Origin of the sequence: Streptomyces galbus, assembly GCF_005280195.1 — a bacterium.
In the GTDB taxonomy this organism is placed as follows: Bacteria; Actinomycetota; Actinomycetes; order Streptomycetales; family Streptomycetaceae; genus Streptomyces; species Streptomyces galbus.
In genome coordinates this window covers 388,421-410,052 of sequence record NZ_SZPR01000019.1, presented here as the reverse complement: position 1 = coordinate 410,052, position 21,632 = coordinate 388,421, and the positions used below count along the sequence as shown (strand labels likewise).

Here is a 21,632-nt window from a genome sequence, read left to right as displayed (position 1 = left end):
GCCGAGCATACCGACGCACGTGACACCGACCCCTTCACGGCGTGTATCGAGTCGAAGCTGTGAACTGTGTTGACTCGGTTCACAGCGCATGGTGTCATTGACCCCGCGAACGGTGCCCCGGGCGCACAGGGGACGTCCGGGGCACGTCTCGCCCACCACGTCGAACACGCCAAGGAATCGCCATGCGCCGCACCACACTCGCCGCCCTCTGCATCGCCGCCGCGACGGCCACCGTCCTCACCGGCTGCCGGTCGGGGTCGTCGGACTCGTCCGACGGCGCCTCCCGCACCGCCGGCACGAACGCCTCGCCGGCGGCCAAGGAGAAGGAGAAGAAGGAAAAGGAGCCCTTCGCCGGGCTGACCGGCGGCCAGATCGCCGACCGGGCCCTGACCGCCACCACGGGCGCCTCGTCGCTGCGGCTGAAGGGTGACGTCCCCGACGACGAGAGCGATGGCACGATCACCCTGGACGTCGCCCTCGACAAGAAGGGCGAGTGCGCCGGTTCGCTGAGCATGAACGGCCAGGGCAGGGCCGACCTGATCAAGACCGGCGACACCATCTACATGAAGTACGACGAGGCGTTCCTGCGTGCGCAGAGCAAGGGCGAGTCGAAGGACACCGCGGACGCCGTGGTGACCATGCTCGCCGGGAAGTGGACCAAGACGTCCGCCACCGGCAAGGACGCCATGGACATCTCCGGCTTCTGCGACCTGGACACCGTGCTCGGCGGCGCGGACGAGGGTTCCTCGGCGGCGACGCGCGGCAGGACGACCACGGTCGACGGCACGCCCGCGATCGTGCTCACCGAGCAGGACGGCAAGGACCGGTACACGGTGTACGTCGCGACCCAGGGTGAGCCGTACCTGCTGCGCATCGACAGCGCGTCGGCGGGCGACCCCGGCACGCTCGCCTTCAGCGACTACGAGAAGCCCGTCCCGGCGCAGAAGCCGAGCGGCAAGATCCTCGACCTGGACGAGCTGGGCTGACCCGCACGACCCCACGACCGGCGCGGCAGCACACGGTCACCGGCCCACTGAGCCCGTCCGGCCCGCTCAGCCCGCCCGGAAGCGTTCCGGAGCGTTCGTCGGGTTGCCGCCGGTGGGGAGTTTCTGGGCGGGGCAGGTGGCGAGGACCTTCTTCATCGCGGACTTCTCCGCGCCCGTGACCCACAGGCCGTACTTCCTCTTCACCGCGACCTGCGCGGCGACGTAGGTGCAGCGGTACGCCTTGTTCGGCGGGAGCCAGGTCGCCGTGTCGCCGTCGCCCTTGGAGCGGTTGGTGCTCGCGTCGACGGCGACCAGGTTCAGGGGGTCGTTGGCGAGGGCGATGCGCTTGCTCGCGCCCCAGTACTTGGCGCCCTTCTGCCAGGCGTCGGAGAGGGCGACGACGTGGTCGATGTCGACCTGGCTGCGGCCGCGCCGGTAGGTGACGGACTTGCCCGAGTAGGGGTCCGACTCCAGTACGCCGTACGACACCTTGCACTTGCCGCCGGTGAACCGGACCTCCTCCAGGTCCCGCTTCAGTATGTCGTCGCGGGTGTCGCAGTCGTTGGAGTCGGTGTCCGCCCAGGCGGTGCCGAACTTCTCGCGCGTGTAACCGGTCTTGGGCGCCCTGCCCTTCACCGGCAGGGCCTCGGCCGCCGCCAGCGCCGCACCGCCGGTCGCGGCCGGGGTGCCGCCGGGGCCGCCCGTGGTGCCGCTCCCGGCGAGGTCGTCCTTGCAGCCCGTGAGCGTGCACAGCAGCACCGCGGCGATCGCCGCCCCACCCCTCAGACGCTTCACGCGCCCCTCCCCTTCCCGCCTGTTACCGCCTGCCCGGCCCTACGGCCCGCCCGCCACAGGGCGGATTCCCCGGGTGACGGCCCGTACACCGTAGCGAGCGCGGGCGCGGGGGCCGGCGGGAGGTCTGGACCACATCCGCCCACAAGTGGTCATGTCCGGCAAGCCGTGCATATGGTCGAGTGTGGAGTCACCCCCCGGAAGGAGCTCTGGATGGGCATCTTCGACAGGTTCAAGAGCAACCGCCAGGCGCAGGACAAGGCGGGGTCCCTGTCCGACGCCGCCGAGAAGAAGGTGAACGAGAGGACGGGCGGCAAGTACGAGAGCCAGGTCGACGACGCGCAGCACAAGGCGGAGGGCGCGCTCGGCATGGACCGCGACCGGCCCGAACAGCCGTAGGCCCCGAGGGCCCAGGCACTCTCCCGGTCCACGCGGGACCCCGGGGCCGGGCAGGGCGGCGTCCAGCCGACCGCCCCCTGCCGGGCCCCCTCAGGTGTGCGCCGAGGACGTCACGAGCCCAGCACCGACGCCAGGAACTCGCCCACCCAGCCCAACAGTTCGCGGCCGACCAGCGGCTTGCCGCCGACCTTCGCGGTCTTCGGGCGCGGTACGAGGACCTGCCGCGCCGCCGGCTTGATGACGGAGCCGGGGTACAGGCGCTTCAGGCGCAGCTCCTGCGACTCGCGCAACTCCACCGGAGCGAAGCGGATGTTGGTGCCCTGCAGGACGATCTCGCCGACGCCGCACGCCCGGGCGAGCATCCGCAGCCCGGCCACCAGCAGCAGGTTCTCCACCGGCTCGGGCAACTTGCCGTAGCGGTCGGCGAGTTCCTCGCGGACGGCCTTGATGTCCTCCTCGGAGTTGGCGGCGGCGATCGCCCGGTACGCCTGCAGGCGCAGCCGCTCGCCGGGCGCGTACTCGTGCGGGACGTGCGCGTCGACCGGCAGCTCGATCTTGACCTCGAGCGGGGCCTCCTCCTCGATCTCGCCGGTCTCGAGCTGCCGCCGGTAGTCGGCCACCGCCTCGCCGACCATCCGCACGTACAGGTCGAAACCGACGCCCGCGATGTGGCCGGACTGCTCGCCGCCCAGGAGGTTGCCCGCGCCGCGGATCTCCAGGTCCTTCATCGCCACGTACATGCCGGCGCCCATCTCGGTGTGCTGGGCGATGGTCGCCAGGCGCTCGTGCGCGGTCTCCGTCAGCGGCTTCTCCGGCGGGTACAGGAAGTAGGCGTAGCCGCGCTCGCGGCCGCGCCCCACCCGGCCGCGGAGCTGGTGGAGCTGGGAGAGGCCGAAGTTGTCGCCGCGCTCGACGATGAGGGTGTTGGCGTTGGAGATGTCGATGCCGGACTCGACGATCGTCGTCGACACCAGCACGTCGAACCGCTTCTCCCAGAAGTCGACGACGACCTGCTCCAGCGCCGCCTCCGACATCTGGCCGTGGGCGGTGGCGATGCGCGCCTCGGGGACGATCTCGCGCAGCTTGGCCGCCGCCCGGTCGATGGACTCGACCCGGTTGTGGATGTAGAAGACCTGGCCCTCGCGAAGCAGTTCGCGCCGGATCGCCGCACCGATCTGCCGCTCCTCGTACGGCCCGACGAACGTCAGCACCGGGTGGCGCTCCTCCGGCGGGGTGGTGATCGTGGACATCTCGCGGATGCCGGTGACCGCCATCTCCAGGGTGCGCGGGATCGGCGTCGCGGACATGGTCAGCACGTCGACGTTGGCGCGCAGCTTCTTGAGCTGCTCCTTGTGCTCGACGCCGAAGCGCTGCTCCTCGTCGACGATGACCAGGCCCAGGTCCTTGAACTTGGTCTCCGAGGAGAACAGCCGGTGGGTGCCGATGACGACGTCCACCGAGCCTTCGCGCAGCCCCTCCAGGACGGCCTTGGCCTCGGTGTCGGTCTGGAAGCGGCTGAGCGCGCGCACGTTCACGGGGAACTGCGCGTACCGCTCGGAGAACGTGCCGAAGTGCTGCTGCACCAGCAGGGTCGTCGGCACCAGCACGGCCACCTGCTTGCCGTCCTGGACGGACTTGAACGCGGCGCGCACCGCGATCTCGGTCTTGCCGTAGCCGACGTCGCCGCAGATCAGCCGGTCCATCGGGACCGACTTCTCCATGTCCTCCTTGACCTCGGCGATGGTGGTGAGCTGGTCGGGGGTCTCCGCGTACGGGAAGGCGTCCTCCAGCTCGCGCTGCCAGGGGGTGTCCGGGCCGAAGGCGTGGCCGGGCGCGGCCATGCGGGCGCTGTACAGCTTGATCAGGTCGGCGGCGATCTCCTTGACCGCCTTCTTCGCGCGGGCCTTGGTCTTGGTCCAGTCGGCGCCGCCGAGCCGGTGCAGCGTGGGGGCCTCGCCGCCGACGTACTTGGTGATCTGCTCCAGCTGGTCGGTGGGGATGTACAGGCGGTCGCCGGGCTGGCCCCGCTTGGCGGGGGCGTACTCGACGACGAGGTACTCGCGGGTGGCGCCCTGCACGGTGCGCTGCACCATCTCGATGTAGCGGCCCACGCCGTGCTGCTCGTGGACGATGTAGTCGCCCGCCTCCAGGGTGAGCGGGTCGATGGTCTTGCGGCGGCGGGCCGGCATCCGGGCGCCGTCGCGGCCGGCGGTGCGCTGGCCGGTCAGGTCGGTCTCGGTGAGGACGGCCAGCTTCAGCGCCGGGTCGACGAAGCCGTACTCGATGCAGCCGCAGGAGACGTGCACCACGGACGGGCTGATCTCGCCGAGGTCGTTGTCGAGGCGGGCGGCGATGCCCTCGCCGCCGAGGACCTCCACGGTGCGGGCGGCCGGGCCGTGGCCCTCGGTGACGAACACCGTGCGCCAGCCGTCGGCGAGCCAGCCCTTGGTGTCGGCGAGCGCCTTCGCGGTGTCCCCGCGGTAGGTCTCCGGGGCGTGCATGCCGAGCTTGAGGGTGTCGGTGTCGGTGTACTCGTCGGCCGCGAACGGCGACACCGACCACCACATCATGTCCAGCTCGCGCGCCCGGTCGCGGACGTCGGCGATGGACCACAGGGAGGCCGCGCCGACGTCGATCGGGGCCTCGCCGCCGCCGGCGGTGGCCGCCCAGGACGCCTGCAGGAACTCCTGGGAGGTGGCGACCAGGTCGGCGGCGCGCGTGCGCACCCGCTCGGGGTCGCAGACGACGGCCATGGCGCCGCCGGGCAGGACGTCGAGCAGCAGCTCCATGTCGTCGACCAGCACCGGGGCCAGCGACTCCATGCCCTCGACCGCGATGCCCTCGGCGATCTTCCCGAGCAGTTCGCCCAGCTCGGGGTGTTCCTCGGCGAGGGCACGGGCGCGGGCGCGCACCTCGTCGGTGAGCAGCAGCTCGCGGCACGGGGGTGCCCACAGGCCGTGCTCGGCGATCTCCAGGGAGCGCTGGTCGGCGACCTTGAAGTAGCGGATCTCCTCGACGTCGTCGCCCCAGAACTCGATGCGCAGGGGGTGTTCCTCGGTGGGCGGGAACACGTCCAGGATGCCGCCGCGCACGGCGAACTCGCCGCGCTTCTCGACGAGCTCCACGCGGGCGTACGCCGCTGCCGCCAGCGCCTGGACGACGTCGTCCAGGTCGGCGGTCTGCCCGCTGCGCAGGGCGACCGGCTCCAGGTCGCCGAGGCCCTTGACCTGCGGCTGGAGCACCGAGCGGACGGGGGCGACGACCACCGAGACGGGGCCGGTCTCCGGGTCGTCGGCGCGCGGGTGGGCCAGGCGGCGCAGGACGGCCAGGCGCCGGCCGACGGTGTCGCTGCGGGGGCTCAGGCGCTCGTGCGGGAGGGTCTCCCACGAGGGGTACTCCACGACGCCCTCGGGCGGGAGCAGCGAGCGCAGGGCCGCGGCCAGGTCCTCCGCCTCGCGGCCGGTCGCCGTCACCGCGAGGACGGTGCGGGCCGAGTCCCGGGCCAGGGCGGCCACCGCGAAGGGGCGGGCCGCCGGGGGGCCGACGAGGTCGACGTGCGGGCGGTTGCCGTCGCGGGCCGCCGTGATCGCTTCCGCGAGGGCGGTGTCCTTGGCTACGGCGTCGAGCAGACCGTGCAGGCTCATGGAGGGGCTTTCTCCAGGGGGGTGGGCAACACGACGGGCCCGACGCGTGTCACGGGCCGGGGGTCTGGGTGTCCAGCGTACGACGGTGGGCGGGCCGGTGCCGGATCCCTCCGGGCGGTGGGGAAAAGGCGACGGGCCCGGTGCCGTGAGTCCCCCAAGACTCCCGGCACCGGGCCCGTTCCCCCGTGTCCCCCGCTCCCCCGTGCTCCGTGGCCGCGGGTGCGGCGGGCGTTACTCGGTCGCGATGGCGTTCAGGATGTTCATGCGGCCCGCGCGGAACGCCGGGATCAGCGCGGCGAACAGGCCCACGAAGGCGGAGCCGATGAAGACGCCGATGATCGTCGGCCAGGGGATGTCGAGGACCTGCAGGCCCTCCAGGGCGAGGAGCTGCTGGGCGGTGGCGCCCCAGCCCATGCCCAGGCCGAGGCCGAGCAGCGCGCCGAACAGGGCGATCACCACCGACTCCAGGCGGATCATCCTGCGGAGCTGGCGGCGGGAGAGGCCGATGGCCCGCATCAGGCCGATCTCCCGGGTGCGCTCGACCACCGACAGGGCGAGGGTGTTCACCACACCGAGGACGGCGACGATGATCGCGAGGGCGAGCAGGCCGTAGATCAGGTTGAGGAGCTGCCCGATCTGGTCCTTCAGCGCCTGCTTGTAGTCGGTCTGGTCGCGCACGGTGTACTGCGGGTAGTCGTGCAGCGCCGACTTCAGCGAGGTGTAGGCGGCGTCCTGCTGCCCCTCCTTCGCCGTGGCGAAGACGAGCTGGTCCAGCGGCAATCTGTCGGCCGGGACGTACCTGGCGGCGGTGGCGATCGACGCGTACATCGCGCCCTTGTCGATCACGACGTCGTCGCTGGTGATCGCGCGGACCGTGAGCTTCGCCGTCCTGCCGTCCTTGAAGGCGACCGAGACGGTGGAGCCGAGCTTGACGCCGTGGTCCTTCGCGAAGCCCTCGAAGACGGACATCGAGTCGGGCCGGTAGGCGTCGGCCAGGTCGCCGGCGACGGTCTTGGTACGCAGGTCCTTCGCGTACGTCGGGTCGGCCGCGTTGATCGTCTCGTCCTTGGAGACCTTGCCGTCGGGCGTGGTCAGGTTCACGTCGAGCGTCTTGTACTCGGTGACCCGCTCCAGGCCGCGGGTGTTCTTGATCGCCTGGACGGCCTGCGGGGTGATGACCTGCCCGCTGTCGGACTGGATGATGAAGTCGGTGCCGACGGTCTTGTCGAGCTGGTCGCTCGCGGAGGCGACCATGGAGGAGCCGACCACCGACAGGCAGGCCACGAGCGCCAGGCCGATCATCAGTGCGGCGCCGGTGGCGCCGGTGCGGCGCGGGTTGCGCAGGGCGTTGCGCTCGGCCATGCGGCCGACGGGGCCGAAGACCCTCAGCAGCACCGCGCCCAGGACCCGGACGACGCCGCCCGCGAGGAGTGGGCCGATGACGACGAAGCCGATCAGGGAGGCCACGACGCCGAGGCCGAGCCACAGCGAGCCGTCGCTGGCCTTGTCGGCGTTCGCGGCCACGTAGAGGGCGTAGCCGCCGGCGCCGGTGAGCACCAGGCCGATCACGGCGCGGACCAGGCCGGCCCGGGCGTCGGCGGGGGCGTGGGCGTCGCGCAGCGCGGCCATCGGGGAGACCTTGCCGGCGCGGCGGGCCGGGAGGTAGGCGGCCAGGACGGTGACGACGACGCCCAGGACCAGGCCGAGGACCGGGGTGCTCCAGGCGACGGTCAGGTCGTCGGTGGACAGGTGCATGCCCATCTGGCCCATGAGCTTCATCAGGCCGACCGCGATGCCGACGCCCGCGCCGACCCCGAGGACCGAGCCGACGACGCCCAGCAGCAGGGCCTCCACCAGCACCGACCGGTTGACCTGCTTGCGGGAGGAGCCGATGGCCCGCATCAGGCCGATCTCGCGGGTGCGCTGGGCGACCAGCATCGAGAAGGTGTTGATGATCAGGAAGATGCCGACCAGGAAGGCGATCCCGGCGAAGCCGAGCATCGCGTACTTCATCACGTTCAGGAAGTCCCCGACGCTCTTCTGGTTGGCGTCGGCGGTCTCCTTGGCGGTCTGCACCTTGTAGTCGCCGCCGAGCGCGGCGGTGACGTTCTTCTTGAGCTGGGCGTCGCTCACCCCGGCCGCGGCGGTGACGTTGACGTTGGTGAAGACGTCCGTCGCGCCGACGAGGGTGCGCTGCGCGGTCGGCGTGTCCAGGTAGAAGATCGCGGCGCCGGGGTTGGTGACCTGGAAGGCGGCGATGCCGGAGATCTTCGCGGTGTGCGTGCCGAGGGCGCTGATCACGGCGATCTCGTCGCCGAGCCGCAGGTGGTGCTTGTCGGCGGTGTCCTCGTCGACCATGACCTGGCCGGAGCCGTGCGGCGCCGCGCCGGAGGTGATCTTCATGGTGCGGGCGTCGTTGGCGTTCCAGCTCCCGACGATGGTCGGGGCGCCGCTGGACGGCGACAGGCTGTCCTTGTCGGCGTCGACGACGGTCACCGAGGTGGAGAAGACGGTGCCCTCCGCCGCCTTCACGCCCTGCGCGGAGCGGACCGTGCCGAGCGCGGCGGCCGGTATGACCGGCGGCTTGCCGGTGTCGGAGGTCGTCTCGCCGGTGTCGGAGGCCTCCTTGGCGCTGACCGTCACGTCGGAGGAGGTCGCGGCGAAGAGCTTGTCGAAGGTGGTGTTCATCGTGTCGGTGAACACGAGGGTGCCGCAGACGAAGGCCACCGACAGCAGGACGGCCACCGCCGACAGGGCCATGCGGCCCTTGTGCGCGAAGAAGTTGCGCATCGAGGTCTTCAGCACGGTCATGACGTGCGCCCCCGGGCGTCGAAGTCCTTCATGCGGTCCAGGACCTGCTCGGCGGTCGGGTTGAACATCTCGTCGACGATGCGGCCGTCGGCGAGGTACAGCACGCGGTCGGCGTAGGAGGCGGCCACCGGGTCGTGGGTGACGATCACGATGGTCTGGCCCAGTTCGTCGACCGATCTGCGCAGGAAGCCGAGGACTTCGGCGCCGGCCCGCGAGTCGAGGTTGCCGGTCGGCTCGTCGCCGAAGATGATCTCGGGGCGCGCGGCGAGGGCGCGGGCCACCGCGACGCGCTGCTGCTGGCCGCCGGAGAGCTGGGTCGGGCGGTGCTTGAGCCGGCCGGCCAGGCCGACGGTCTCCACGACCCGGTCCAGCCAGGCCCGGTCGGGCTTGCGGCCGGCGATGTCCATGGGCAGCGTGATGTTCTCCAGCGCGTTCAGCGTGGGCAGCAGGTTGAACGCCTGGAAGATGAACCCGACGCGGTCGCGCCGCAGTTGGGTGAGCTTCTTGTCCTTCAGGCCGGTGATCTCGGTCTCGTCCAGGTAGATCTGCCCGGACGTGACGGTGTCGAGACCGGCGAGGCAGTGCATCAGGGTGGACTTGCCGGACCCCGAGGGGCCCATGATCGCGGTGAACTGGCCGCGGGCGATGTCCACGTCGACGTGGTCGAGCGCGACGACCCGGGTCTCCCCCGACCCGTACGCCTTGACGACCTGCCGCGCCCGCGCGGCAACGGCCGTACGCCCTCCACTGCCCCCGTGCCTGGGAATGGTCACAGCCGATGTCACGGTAAGTCTCCTATGTCGGTCATCACATGGCCGCACCGGTGCGCGGTGCGGGTCGTACGGGTGCCGCAGTGCGGGTGGTGCCGCGTGCGGCCGGTGCCGTCGTGCCGGTGGTGCCCGGTCTCCCGGGCCCCTCGGCCTGTCCCAGAGTCTGGCGGTCGGCGGTGGTCCGGCGCGCTGGTGCCCGGACCCGTCTTCGTGGGGGGTTATCCCCACCACCGGCCGGTGGTGCTTGCCCGCCCCCTCGGCGTAAAGCCAGGTTAAGGACGGCCGGGCCCCGCTCTCGTCCTCCGTCGGGACGAGCCCTCCCCGACCCCTGATGCGGAGGAACCCCTAGGGGCCCTCCACCGACGGGTGGAGACCCCCTCGGGGGCCGCTCCACCTCCCGCGACCGGCCGCCCTGGTGGGAAGCTGTGTCCCGCACATAGATGCAAGGGGCACCGGAAAACGAGGAGGGGGTCCGGTGGGGACCACGAAACCGGCGGCGCCGCACACCGCGCGACGAACCGAACCCGGCCGGCGGGGCGCCGTGGTCGCCGCGCTGATGCTGGCGATGGCGCTGGCCGCGCTCGACTCGACGATCGCCTCCACCGCCGTCCCGCAGATCGTCGGCGACCTGGGCGGCTTCTCGGTGTTCTCCTGGCTGTTCTCCGGCTACCTGCTGGCGGTGACGGTGACCCTGCCGGTCTACGGCAAGCTGTCCGACACCTTCGGCCGCAAGCCGGTGCTGGTGGCGGGCGCGGCGGTGTTCCTGCTGGGTTCGCTGCTGTGCGCGCTGGCGTGGGACATGGGCGCGCTGATCGCGTTCCGGGTCGTGCAGGGGCTGGGCGGCGGGGCGCTGCAGGGCACGGTGCAGACGCTGGCCGCCGACCTGTACCCGCTGCGGGAACGGCCGAAGATCCAGGCGAAGCTGTCCACGGTGTGGGCGGTCTCGGCGGTCGCCGGGCCGGGTCTGGGCGGGGTGCTCGCGGCGTACGCGGACTGGCGGTGGATCTTCCTGGTCAACCTGCCCATCGGCGCGGTGGCGTTGTGGCTGATCGTCCGTCACCTGCACGAGCCGCAGCGCGAGTCGGCGGACCGTGCGCGGGTCGACTGGGCGGGGGCGCTGGCGGTGTTCGCCTGCGGGGGCGTGCTGTTGACCGCGCTGGTGCAGGGCGGGGTGGCGTGGGCGTGGCTGTCGGCGCCGTCCCTCGCCCTGTTCGGCCTGGGCCTCGCCCTGGTGGCGGTGGTGGTGCTGGTGGAGCGGCGGGCGGCCGAGCCGATCATCCCGGGGTGGGTGTGGCGGCGCCGCACGATCGCCGCGGTCAACCTCGCGCTCGGCGCGCTGGGGCTGCTGATGGTGGCGCCGACGGTGTTCCTGCCGACGTACGCCCAGGCGGTGCTGGGACTCGCGCCGGTGGCCGCCGGGTTCGTGCTGTCGGTGTGGACGGTGAGCTGGCCGGTGTCGGCGGCGCTGAGCCAGCACGTGTACCGGCGGATCGGCTTCCGCAACACCGCGCTGCTCGGCATCGGCGCGGCCGCCCTGGTCCTGCTGGCGTTCCCGTTCCTGCCGTACCCGGGCGCGGCCTGGCAGCCGACGCTGCTGATGCTGCTGCTCGGGGCGGCGCTCGGGCTGTTCCAGCTGCCGCTGATCGTCGGGGTGCAGTCCACGGTGGCCTGGTCGGAGCGGGGCACCACGACCGCGTCGGTGCTGTTCTGCCGGCAGACCGGCCAGACGGTGGGCGCTGCGCTGTTCGGCGCGGTGGCCAACGGGGTGCTGGCCGCGCGGCTGGGCGGCGCGGGCGACCTGGACGCGGTCGCGCGCGGGCTGGACGACGGGGCCGTGGCGGAGGCCACGCGGCGGGCGGTCGCGGACGCGGTGCACGCGGTCTACCTGGGCGCCGCCTGCGCCGCCGCGCTGGCCTTCCTGGTCCTGCTGCTGGTGGCCCCGCGGCGCTTCCCGGTGCTGACGGAGCCCGACGACTGAGGGCACCGGGTCCCGGAACGGCGGCAGTTGCGGCGTAACCTTCGGTAACACCCGCAGGTCAGCCCGGTCGTCGCGCAGTAAGCGCATACCGACCACCCAGTTTGCTGAAAACCCCGCGCGGCGGGTGACCGGCGAGTAGCGTGCGTGGCCCGCACCCCCCACCTCCCTGCGGTCCGCCGCCACGGACCCGAGCCGCGCAAGGAGTCCGGGATGTCCCACGACCCGTATCCCCCGCCCCACCGCACCCCACCGCCGTACGCCGCCTCCCCGCCGAGCCCCTCGCCACAGCCACAGCCACAGCCACACCCGCAGCCGCACCGGCAGCCGCACCTCACCTACCCCTGGCAGCCCGCCCCCGCCCCCGCCCCGCCTCCGCCCGGGCCCGCGCCGCGCCGGCAGCCGCAGCACGCCCCGCTCGGGCACCACAGCGACCTGCGGGTCCTGCGCACCGCCTACCGGTGGCAGCGGCGCGTGGCCACGCTCACCGCGCTCGGCTACTTCCTCGTCTTCCTCGTCCTGTCGGCGTGCGCACCGTCGGTGACGACCGCCCGCGTCGCCGACGGCCTGCCCGCCGGACTGCTGCTCGCCCTGGCCCAACTCCCCGTCACCCTGCTGGCGATCGCCCTCTACGAGCACACCGCGCGCCGCCACGTCGACCCCCTGGCCCGGCGCATCCGCCACCAGGCCGAGGTGGACGCCCGGCGGGAGGCACGGCGATGACCGCGCCCCGCCCCGCCGCGCCCGCCGAACTCGCCTCCGCCGTCACCGACTTCGGCGGCGGAGCGCAGACCATGTCCCTCGTCGCCTTCACCGCCGTCGCCACCGTCACCCTGCTGCTGTGCGTGATGACCGGCCCGGACCGCGACGACCTCGACGAGTTCTACACCGGCTACCGCTCCCTGTCCCCGCTGCGCAACGGCCTGGCCATCGCCGGCGACTACATCTCCGCGGCCACCGTGCTGGGCACCGGCGGAGTGATCGCGCTGGCCGGCTACGACGGGGTCGTCCTCGCCCTCAGCACGGCGCTGTCGCTGATGCTGCTGATGTTCCTGCTGGCCGAACCCCTGCGCAACGCGGGCCGGTTCACCATGGGCGACGTGCTGGCCCGCCGGATGCCCGGGCGGGCGGTGCGCATCACGGCCTGCCTGGTCACGCTCGCCGCGCTGCTGCCGATGATGCTGGTGCAGCTCGCCGGCACCGGCCAACTGCTCGCCTTCATCCTGGGCTTCTCCGGCGACTCCCTGCAGACCGGCTGTGTCCTCTGCATGGGCGTGCTGATGATCAGCTACGCGGCGATCGGCGGGATGAAGGGCACCGCCCTCATCCAGATGGTGAAGATCGTGATGCTGCTGGGCTCCGGTGCCGCCGTCGCGCTGCTGATCCTCGCCCGGTTCGACTGGCAGCCCGGCGCCCTGTTCGAGGCGGCTGCCCGCGGCAGCGGGGTCGGCGACGCGTTCCTGCGCTCCGGCCTGCAGTTCGGCGGCGGGCCGTACGCCGACCTCGACATGATCAGCGCCGAGCTGTCGGTGGTCCTCGGCGGCGCCTGCCTGCCCCACATCACCATGCGCACGTACACCGCCTCCACCGCCCGCCAGGTGCGCCGCTCGCTGTCCTGGGCGGTGTCCTGCGTGGTGCTGTTCGTGCTGGTGATCACCGTCGTCGGGTTCGGTGCGACGGCCCTGGTCGGGCGGGCCGTGATCGCCGGCGCCGACCCGCAGGGCAACACCGCCTACCTGCTGGGCTCGCGCGCGGCCCTCGGCGTGGACGTCTCCACCGGGGAGACGCTGCTGTTCACCACGGTCACCACCGCGATCTTCCTGACCGTCCTCGCCTCCGTCGCCGGGATGATCCTCGCCTGCGCCAACTCCCTGGCCCACGACGTGTTCGCCTCCCGGCGGCACGAGGCGTCCCCGCGCCGCGAGATGCTGCTGGCCCGGTTGTCCGCGCTGACGGTCGGCGTCCCGACGGTGCTGCTGGCCGCGCAGATCCAGCACCGCAGCCTCCAGCCGCTGGTGACCCTCAGCTTCTGCATCGGCGCCTCGGCCCTCGCCCCGGCCCTGGTCTACAGCCTCTTCTGGCGCCGCTACACCCGCACCGGCCTGCTCGCCACGCTGATCGGCGGCACGCTGGCGATGCTGGCGGTGATGCCGGGCACCCGGCTGGTCTCCGGCGCGCCGGGATCGGCTTTCCCCGAGGCCGACTTCACCTGGTTCCCGTTCACCACCACCGGCCTCCTCACCATCCCGCTCGGCTTCGCCCTCGGCTGGCTCGGCACCCTCGCCTCGGGCCGCGCGAAGGCGGAGGAACAGCGCCGCCAGTACGAAGCGGTGGAGAGCTGGATCCTGGCGGGCGCGGTGCGCGGGGGCGGGGGCGGACGGGGAGCGTGAGGGCGGGGGCGGGCGGGGCCTGAGGGCGGGGCGGGAGCGGGCCCCGGGCTCCCCGCTCCCGCATTCCCGCTCCCTGCTTCCGGCTCCGGCTCCGCCTCAGTCGCGGTCGCGGTCGCGGTCGCGGTCGCGGTCAGTCGACCGTGCGCCCCGTCAGCGCCGTCAGGCTGGTGCGCATGTGGTCCATGTGGGCGCACACGTCGTCCCACACCGCCCCGTGCTCGCGCAGGATCCGCTCCGTCTCCTGGGCGACGCTCTCCTCGTGCTGCCGGGCCGCGGCCAGGATCCCGGCGGCCCGCGCGTCGGCCTCCTCCTGCCCGCGCCGGTCCGCCTCCTCGGCGTCGGCCAACTCCTGCTCCGCGCGGGCCAGTGCGGCCTCGGCGAGCGCGGCCCGCCGGGCGTGCTCGGCGTCGAGGGCGGCGGCCCGCTCGGCCTCCTCGCGTTCGACCGCGGCCCACCGCTCGGCCTGCTCCTTCTCCTGCTCGGCGAGCAGTGCCTCGGTGCGGCGCCGCAGCTCGCGCAGCCCCTCGAGGGCCTCGGCCCGGCTCTCCTTGACCTCCGCACGGGCCGTGACACGGATCGCGTCCGCCTCCGTCTGCGCGGCGAGCAGCCGGGCGCGGGCGCGTTCCTCGGTCTGGGCACGCAGTGCGTCCGCCCGTTCCTGCGCCGCCCCGCGCACCGCCCGGGCGCGCTCCTCGGCCCGGGCGACCCGCTCGTCCGCCTCCTGCCGGGCGCGTTCCCGCACGGCCGCGGCCTCCTCCTGCGCGAGCCGGAACAGGTGCCGCGCCGACTCCCCGAGCGCGTCGTAGGTCTGCGGCGCGAGCCGCCCGACGGCCTCGCGCAACCGCTCCACCTCGGACTCCATCTCCCGGGCGAGCACCGTCAGCCGGGCGGCGCGCTCCCACGCCGCGTCCCGCTCGGCGCAGATCCCGGCGGCGTGCGCCTCCACCTGCGCGGGCCGGTACCCCCGCCCGCGGACGGCCACGAACCCGTACGGCGACACCGGTGCGCTGCTCATCCTGGAACCCCAAACGATGTCCGAACGACGTTCCGCACATCTTGAGGTATCGGACATAAGTGTTCTAACCCGACACTCCGAGCACCGGACACGCACCACCCCGGACACAGCGGAGGGCCGGGCCCCGTCGTACGACCGGGCCCGGCCCCCACCGCACCGCGCAGGGCGGGACGTTCACCTCACAGCAGGCCGTCCCACATCTGCTCCAGCAGCACCGACCACCAGCTCTCCGGCGAGCCCAGCGCCGCCGGGTCCAGCGCGGCGAGCTGCGCCTGGAAGTCCACGGTCCAGCGGCCCGCCTGCTCCTGGTTCAGCCCGAACCGCAGCCGCCACATCCGCCCGAGCAGGGCCAGGCACCGCTGGAACTCCACGAGCCCGGTGTTCACGAACTGCGGCGGCACCGGCGCCCCGCCCGGACCGGCCTCCACCGGCACCGCGACGATGTTCGCCGTCCCGTACTGCACACACAGCGCCTTGCCGAAGTCGCTGCCCATCACCAGGTACGACCCGGCGTCCGGCGCCGGCTGCACCCCGCGCTCCTGCGCCAGCTCCGCCAGCGTCGGCACCGGGCGGCCCGGCTGGGCCTGCGCCCAGAAGAACGGCCCCACGTCCACCGGCAGGCCCGCCACCACCAGCGCGTGCGCGACGATCGGCGGCACGCCCTGCCGGGACACCGCCGCCTGCTCGAACCGGAAGATCCCCGGCCCGAACGCCGCCCCCAACTCCTGCGCCACCGCCTCCGGCGGCAGCGGCGGCGCCGGGTGCACCGGCGGCAGCGGCGCCCGCACCGGCGCGGGCCGCGCGGGACCATCCGCCACCTGGTGCAACTCGCCCTGATGGGCCAGCAGTTGCTGCATCCCCTGCTGCCGGCTCGCGTGGTCCGTGCCGTACGGCGCGATGCTCGTGATCCGCGCCTGCGGCCACTGCTCCCGGATCATCCGCGCGCAGTACGCGCCCGGCAGCTCGCACGACTCCAGCTCGGTGTGCAGCTCCAGCACCTGGTCCGGCGGCACGTTCATCGCCCGCAGCTCGTGGAAGATCTGCCACTCCGGGTGCGGCGTCCCCGGCGCCGAACGCCGGATGAGCTGCTGTTCCGAGCCGTCCTGCGCGCGGTAGCGCAGCACCGCCTGGTAGCCGGGGCCCACCGTCGGCTGCCCGGGCGGCTGCTGCGGGTACCCGTACGCCGGCGGCTGCCCCGGCACCGGCACGCCCGGCGGCGGCACGGCGCCCGGGGGCACCGGACCGGGGGCGCCCGGAGGCATCCCGGGAGCGCCGGGGGCGTGCGGCGGCGGGGGCGCGCCCGGACCGCCCACCGGGGGTGCGGCCAGGACGGTCTCCGCGTGGTGCACGGCCCCGCGGGGCCCGCCGGGCCGACCGGGAGCACCCGGCCCACCGGGCGCACCGGGCGCACCGGGCACCTGCGGGGCGCCGGGTGCGGCCGGGGGCTGCTGCGGCGCGGGGGCGGAGGGGCCCTGCGGGGCTCCCGGCACACCCGGCATGCCCGGCGGAGGCGGAGGCACCGGCCCGGCACCCGGCCGGTTCGGGTCGGCGAACATCGTCTCCGCATGGTGCACACCGCCCGGCGGCGTGCCGACCGGCGCGCCCGGCGGCGGGGGCGGGGCCGGCGCACCCGGAGCGCCCGGAGCACCCTCGGGGCCGTCGGGGCCCAGCGACGACACGAACTGCGTCGCCACGTACCCGCCCCCACCCGGCGCCGACGGCGGCGGAGGCGTACCGCCCGCCCGCGCGCCCGGCGCACCCGGCACTCCCGGCGGGGGCGGAGGCGTGGCGCCGCCCCCGCGCCGCGGCGGCGGGGCCGCCTTGCTGGTGGCCGCGTCGGCGATGTCACCGGCGTGGGGCGCGAGCGGGCGTCCGGGCGCGCCCGGGCCGTCCTGGGGCGCGCCCGCGGGACCCGCTCCGGCACCGGGGCCCTGCGGGTAGCCGTACGAGGGACCGGACGGCGGGGCGGGCGGCGTGGGCGGCGTGCCCTGCGCGTCCGGCGCGTGCGGGTCGTCCAGCGCCGGCGCGAACGCCGTCGGCGGGAGCTGGCTGCCGCCCGAGATCAGGGCCGTCTTGGCGTCCGGCGGCGCGACCGGCGGCCGGGGCTCGTCGTCCGAGCCGCTCAGCGGCGGCGCGAACACGGTCGCGGGCAGCGGCACGGAACGGTCGTCGCCGGCATCGGCGTTGGTGTCCGTCCCCGCCCAGGGCGTCGCCCCGACGGGAGCGGCGGGCGCAGCGGACGCGCCGGACACGGAAGCGGCAGGCACACCGGCACCGGGCTCCGCTCCGGCGCCCTCCCCGCCCGGCACCCCCGCCTGCGTCCGCGGCAGCGAGGGATCCGGCGTCACCGCACCCCCGGCAGCAGAAGCGGCCGCGGCCCCGGCGCCCGTACCGGCGCCGTCCGTCCCCGACGCGGCGGCCGCCGACGGCGAACTCCCCGACGGCTCCCGCCGGTCCGGGATGCCCAGCTTGTCCGCCGCCTCCTGCAGCCACTCCGGCGGCGACAGCAGGAACGACGTCTGGTTCAGGTCCACCCGCGCCGCGGCCGGCGCCGGCTGCGGCGCGTCCTCGGGACGGCCGTACTCCTCCTCGTACCGGCGGATCACCTCGCCCACCGGCAGCGCCGGCCACAGCGTGGCCTCCCCGCTGTCCCGGGCGATCACCAGCCGCTGACCGCCCGCGTCCGACCGCGGCCCGTCCGCCCGGTCCTCGCCCCAGACGACGAAGCCCAGCTCGAACTCCCGCACCCGCACCTCCCGGTGCTGGTACGCGGGCACGTCCCCGTTGATCCACTCCTCGGCGCGCTCCTGCGCCTGCGCGAACGTCACCATGGCCCGGCTCACTCCCCCGCCGCAGACACCGAGGACACCGGCACCGCACGCGCGAAGCCGCCGTCCACCATCAGATTCGCCACCGTCTCCAACTCCGGCGGATCGCCCGCCAGCCGGGACAGGAACGCGTCGAAGTCCTCACCGGCGGGCAGCAGCAACCGCTCCACCCGCTCCGCCGGCGACCACCCCGGATCCACGTCCCGCACGTCGTCGTACGCGCAGAACCACACCGAACCGGCCCGCTCGCCCTTCACCTTCACCGCCAGCAGACCGCCCTGCACGAACCCCACCCCCAGGTAGTCCTTCGTCAGGTGGTCGCGCAGGCACTTGTTCACGTACACCAGGTCGTTGACCGCCGCCTCGTCCCGCACCGTGAAGAACGGCTGGTCCAGCAGCAGCCCCAACTCCGCGTCCAGCGCCGCCCCCACCGGCGCACACCCGCCCGCCGCCTTCAGGAACGACCGGTAGGCGCCCGGCAGCCGGTAGCCGAGGTCCTCCTCGACGCCCTGCACCTGCGCCTCCGTCACCGCCACACCCGACTTCGGCAGCCGGAAGTGCGCCGGGCGCGTCTCCTGCAGCGGACGCGTCCCGCGCTTGCCCTGGTCGACGTGGGCGGTCGCGACGCCACCGTGGTGCCGCAGCAGCGCCTTCACCTCCACCGGCACCAGCTCCAGCCGCCGCGTGCCCACCACGTGGTGCCACGTCCAGCCGTGCGGCGTCGCCACGTTCGGCAGCGTGTCCCACAACTCGTGCCCCGCCGCGGCCGACGCCGCGTTCGCCGACACGCAGTCCGTCAACCGCAGTTCGTCGACGCCGAACCCCTCCGGCGGGTCCGCGATCTCCGCGGCCGCCCGCGCGTACGGCGAGAAGTCGGGGTAACCGTGCTCGTCCACCCGCACTCCCCTCGGATGGCGCGCGGCCCGCACCGGGTCCGGGAAGTGCACGACCTGCCCGGCATAGGCCGCGTTCGGCGGCGCGGCGTGTCCCTGGGCCTGGCGGCCGGGAGGTACCCCCAGCCCGAGCCGACCTGTCGTCATGGCGGTTGCCCCCTGCGGCATTCCGTGACGGCCCCCGGCCACCGGCTCCACACCCGGAACCGGCACACCACGGACCGTATTCGACTGTCTCAACGGCACCGACGCGCGTTGACCGCGCCTGTCGCGGTGCCGACAGCCTATGCGGTACGGCGACCCCGGTCACCGGCCCTCCGTTCGAACCCCGCACCCCCGCACCACCCCCGTCACCCCCGCACCCGCCCCACCCCCTCCCCCAGCGTGACCAGCCGTCACCCCCACGTGACCACCCACCCCGCCGCTGGCGTGTCGCAGCGCCCCAGCTTCCCCACCAGCCACGCGATTTGGCACCCTGGGTCCGCCCGGGGGATGCTCAGGAGGGGATGACGATCATGAGCGCGACACAGACGGGACCGCACCGCGGCCCCCAGACGGAGCCACCCGCACCACCGCACACGGCACCGCACGACGGACCGCGCACCCCCACCGCCCCCGTCCCCGCACCCGCCGCCGCCCCGGCCACCGGCGTCCCGGCCACCGGCGACCCCCGCGTCGGCTGGAGCACCGCCGACACCCCCCACGCACCCACCCTGCGCCACCGCCGCGACGGCATCCTGCCCACCGTCGGCGCCGCCCTCTCCGTCCGCGGCGCCACCCTCACCTGCACCGCCGCCCGCGGCGAGGAACCCCCCGCCCTGCACCCCCTCGTCCAGGACTTCCTCGACACCCTCACCAGCGGCCAGCGCGACCGCTTCACCGGCCGCTGCGCCGAGACCCTCCTCATCTCCCGCCACATCGCCGCCGCCGACGCCGCCCGCAGCAAACGCGCCGCCCGCAGACCCATGACCAACGGCGAAGCCCGCAAAGCCCTCAAACAGGCCAAACTCACCGCCCGCCACATCCGCGAGGACGGCGACCCCCTGCACGGCACCTTCGCCACCCCCTGCCGCGCCTGCACCGCCCTCAGCGCCCACTTCGGCGTCCGCATCGTCGACCCCACCCCGACCCACCACTGACCCCACCACCGCAAGGAAGACCGCACCACGGCGGCCCCACCGCGCCCCGCCGCCGGTCCACCACCTCGACGAACGAAGGGCAGATGCACACCGACCGCACCTCGACCACCCGCTTCCCCGTCCCCGTCGACGCCGCCCTGCGCGACGCCGGCTGGCAACCAGGACGCTGGGACATCAGACAAGCGGAGATCTGGGCCGACACCCTGCGCGACCACACCTCACCCGCCGGCCACCGCCACGCCGTCTTCCCCGCCGCCGTCGAGGCCTGGGCCGAATTCGGCGGACTCCACATCACCCCCACCGGACCCGGCCGCCAACTCGCCCCCGCCACCTTCCACCTCGACCCCCTGCACGGCCTCCACCAGGCCCGCACCCTCGGCGACCTCGGCCGCGCCCTCGACACCGGGATCAGCCCCCTCGGCACCGAGACCGACACCGCCGCCCTCCTCGCCATCGACACCGAAGGCCGCGTCTACGCCCTCGACCACACCGGCGACTGGTACCTCGGCCCCGACATCGACCACGCCCTCGGCACCCTCATCGCCGGCACCCGCCCCACCCGCCTCACCACCGGCTGATCAGGCTGACCCACCACCCCACCGGCCCACGACCCGCCTACGACGCCGGAATCACCGCCGACACCCGGAAACCCCCCGCCTCCGTCGGCCCCGACACGAACACCCCGCCCAGCGCCACCACCCGCTCCTTCATCCCCACCAGACCGTTCCCCCCCGACGGCAACCGCGCCGACGACGCCGACCCCGCCTCCGGCGGCGGCTCGTTCTCCACCTGCATCGCGATCTCCGACACCCGGTGCGCCAACCGCACGTACGTCTTCGCACCCGCCGCATGCTTGTGGACGTTCGTCAACGCCTCCTGCACCACCCGGAACGCCGTCTGCTCGACCTCCGCCGCGTACGACCGCGCCTCCCCCTCCACCGACAGGTCCACCACCATCCCCGCGGCCGCCGACTGCCCCACCAACTCCTCCACGTCCGACAGACACGGCCCCTCCACCGCGGCCTCCTCCGCCACCGCACGCGACACCGCCACCGCCGCGGCCACCTCCACCGCCGCCGGCACCGCCGACGACGACCCCCCGCGCACCCCGTCCCCGCTGCGCAGCACGCCCAGCATCTCCCGCAGCTCCGTCAACGCCTGCCGGCCCATGTCCCCCACCAGCGCCGCGTTGCGCACCGCCTTCTCCGGATCCTTCCGCGCGACCGCCTGCAACGCCGCCGCGTGCACCACCATCAGACTCACCCGGTGCGCCACCACGTCGTGCATCTCCCGCGCGATCCGCGTCCGCTCCTCACCCCGCGCCCACTCGGCCCGCTCCTCCGCACGCTCGGCCAGCAACTGCAGCTCCCGCTCCAGACTGTCCGCACGCTCCCGCAGACTCTCCATCAACCGCCGCCGCGCCCCCACGTACAGACCCAGCAGCACCGGCGGCGCCGTCATCCCGATCGCCGTCGTGATCGACGCGAACGGCACGAACCAGTCACCCAGCGTCAGATCACCCCGCGCCATGTCCTGCCGCACCCGCACGAACGTCACGATCAACGTCCCCACCAGCGACATCCCCGCCAGCGAACCGATCATCCGGCGCGGCAGCTCCGACGCCGCCAGCGTGTACAGGCCGACGACCCCCATCAGGAAGCCCATCTCGGCCGGCGTGATCGCGATCGCCACCAGCACCACCGCGATCGGCCACCGCCGGCGCACCACCAGCACCGAACCCGCCAGCAGCCCGAACACCACCCCCACCACCGGCGCGATCCCCGCGTCCCGCGCGAACGGAACCCCCTCCACCGCGCACTCCACCGCCGACACCGCGGCCAGCGCCCCGTCCAGCACGGCGCTGCGCCACCTGGCCCACCACCACGGCCCTCCCCGGGCCGCCTCGTGCTCTTCCCCCGTCGTGGTCATGCCTCCAGCCTACGGAAGCCGACCCCGCCTTTTCCGGCGAGTTTCTCCGACTGGCCTACAC

The 21,632-nt window shown here is 73.9% G+C and carries 15 protein-coding genes; 7 read left to right on the top strand and 8 right to left on the bottom strand.

What is annotated here, in order from left to right; translation table 11 throughout:
• Positions 1–182: 182 nt before the first annotated feature.
• Positions 183–986 (top strand): hypothetical protein, encoded by an 804-nt coding sequence (locus E4U92_RS25140; RefSeq protein ID WP_137302715.1) that lies wholly within the window; start codon positions 183–185, stop codon positions 984–986.
• A gap of 66 nt (positions 987–1,052) precedes the next feature.
• Here E4U92_RS25140 and E4U92_RS25135 read toward each other — a convergent pair whose 3' ends face one another.
• Positions 1,053–1,781, bottom strand: coding sequence for an HNH endonuclease family protein (locus E4U92_RS25135; RefSeq protein ID WP_137302714.1), 729 nt, complete (start codon positions 1,779–1,781; stop codon positions 1,053–1,055).
• 210 nt (positions 1,782–1,991) lie between these two features.
• Between E4U92_RS25135 and E4U92_RS25130 the strand changes: the two genes are divergently transcribed.
• Positions 1,992–2,177, top strand: a complete 186-nt coding sequence (locus E4U92_RS25130; RefSeq protein ID WP_137302713.1) for an antitoxin — start codon at positions 1,992–1,994, stop codon at positions 2,175–2,177.
• 110 nt (positions 2,178–2,287) lie between these two features.
• On the opposite strand, the gene mfd is transcribed toward E4U92_RS25130, so the two are convergent.
• The 3 genes from mfd to E4U92_RS25115 all read right to left on the bottom strand — a co-directional run bounded on the left by mfd (position 2,288) and on the right by E4U92_RS25115 (position 9,417).
• Positions 2,288–5,821: a transcription-repair coupling factor gene (gene mfd / locus E4U92_RS25125; RefSeq protein WP_137302712.1), complete on the bottom strand. Its 3,534-nt coding sequence runs from the start codon at positions 5,819–5,821 to the stop codon at positions 2,288–2,290.
• Between the two features lie 231 nt (positions 5,822–6,052).
• Positions 6,053–8,632 (bottom strand): ABC transporter permease, encoded by a 2,580-nt coding sequence (locus tag E4U92_RS25120; protein WP_137302711.1) that lies wholly within the window; start codon positions 8,630–8,632, stop codon positions 6,053–6,055.
• Entirely contained in the window at positions 8,629–9,417 is a 789-nt protein-coding gene (locus E4U92_RS25115; RefSeq protein WP_137302710.1) for an ABC transporter ATP-binding protein, read from the bottom strand. Before E4U92_RS25115 ends, E4U92_RS25120 begins: the two co-directional genes overlap by 4 nt.
• Positions 9,418–9,877: 460 nt before the next feature.
• Here E4U92_RS25115 and E4U92_RS25110 point away from each other — a divergent pair, with 460 nt between their 5' ends.
• The 3 genes from E4U92_RS25110 (at position 9,878) to E4U92_RS25100 (ending at position 13,767) form a co-directional block, all read left to right on the top strand.
• On the top strand, positions 9,878–11,380 hold the full coding sequence (locus tag E4U92_RS25110; RefSeq protein ID WP_137302709.1) for an MFS transporter: 1,503 nt from the start codon (positions 9,878–9,880) through the stop codon (positions 11,378–11,380).
• 210 nt (positions 11,381–11,590) lie between these two features.
• Positions 11,591–12,100, top strand: a complete 510-nt coding sequence (locus E4U92_RS25105) for a DUF485 domain-containing protein (protein WP_137302708.1) — start codon at positions 11,591–11,593, stop codon at positions 12,098–12,100.
• On the top strand, positions 12,097–13,767 hold the full coding sequence (locus E4U92_RS25100) for a sodium/solute symporter (RefSeq protein WP_137302707.1): 1,671 nt from the start codon (positions 12,097–12,099) through the stop codon (positions 13,765–13,767). Before E4U92_RS25105 ends, E4U92_RS25100 begins: the two co-directional genes overlap by 4 nt.
• A gap of 130 nt (positions 13,768–13,897) precedes the next feature.
• Here E4U92_RS25100 and E4U92_RS25095 read toward each other — a convergent pair whose 3' ends face one another.
• The 3 genes from E4U92_RS25095 to E4U92_RS25085 all read right to left on the bottom strand — a co-directional run bounded on the left by E4U92_RS25095 (position 13,898) and on the right by E4U92_RS25085 (position 18,650).
• A complete protein-coding gene (locus tag E4U92_RS25095) occupies positions 13,898–14,782 on the bottom strand; it encodes a coiled-coil domain-containing protein (RefSeq protein ID WP_137302706.1) in 885 nt (294 codons plus the stop codon).
• Positions 14,783–14,961: 179 nt separating this feature from the next.
• Positions 14,962–17,613 carry an SUKH-4 family immunity protein gene (locus E4U92_RS25090; RefSeq protein ID WP_137302705.1) on the bottom strand — a complete coding sequence of 884 codons (2,652 nt, stop codon included), beginning with the start codon at positions 17,611–17,613 and terminating at the stop codon, positions 14,962–14,964.
• A gap of 8 nt (positions 17,614–17,621) precedes the next feature.
• Positions 17,622–18,650 carry an SMI1/KNR4 family protein gene (locus tag E4U92_RS25085; protein ID WP_137302704.1) on the bottom strand — a complete coding sequence of 343 codons (1,029 nt, stop codon included), beginning with the start codon at positions 18,648–18,650 and terminating at the stop codon, positions 17,622–17,624.
• Between the two features lie 368 nt (positions 18,651–19,018).
• On the opposite strand from E4U92_RS25085, the gene E4U92_RS25080 reads away from it, so the two are divergent.
• A complete protein-coding gene (locus E4U92_RS25080; RefSeq protein WP_373311504.1) occupies positions 19,019–19,642 on the top strand; it encodes a YwqJ-related putative deaminase in 624 nt (207 codons plus the stop codon).
• A gap of 83 nt (positions 19,643–19,725) precedes the next feature.
• Complete coding sequence (locus E4U92_RS25075) at positions 19,726–20,220, top strand: SUKH-3 domain-containing protein (RefSeq protein WP_137302702.1); 495 nt, start codon at positions 19,726–19,728, stop codon at positions 20,218–20,220.
• A gap of 37 nt (positions 20,221–20,257) precedes the next feature.
• Here the strand turns inward: E4U92_RS25075 and E4U92_RS25070 are convergent, their stop codons facing one another.
• A complete protein-coding gene (locus E4U92_RS25070) occupies positions 20,258–21,571 on the bottom strand; it encodes a sensor histidine kinase (protein WP_137302701.1) in 1,314 nt (437 codons plus the stop codon).
• Positions 21,572–21,632: the final 61 nt, after the last annotated feature.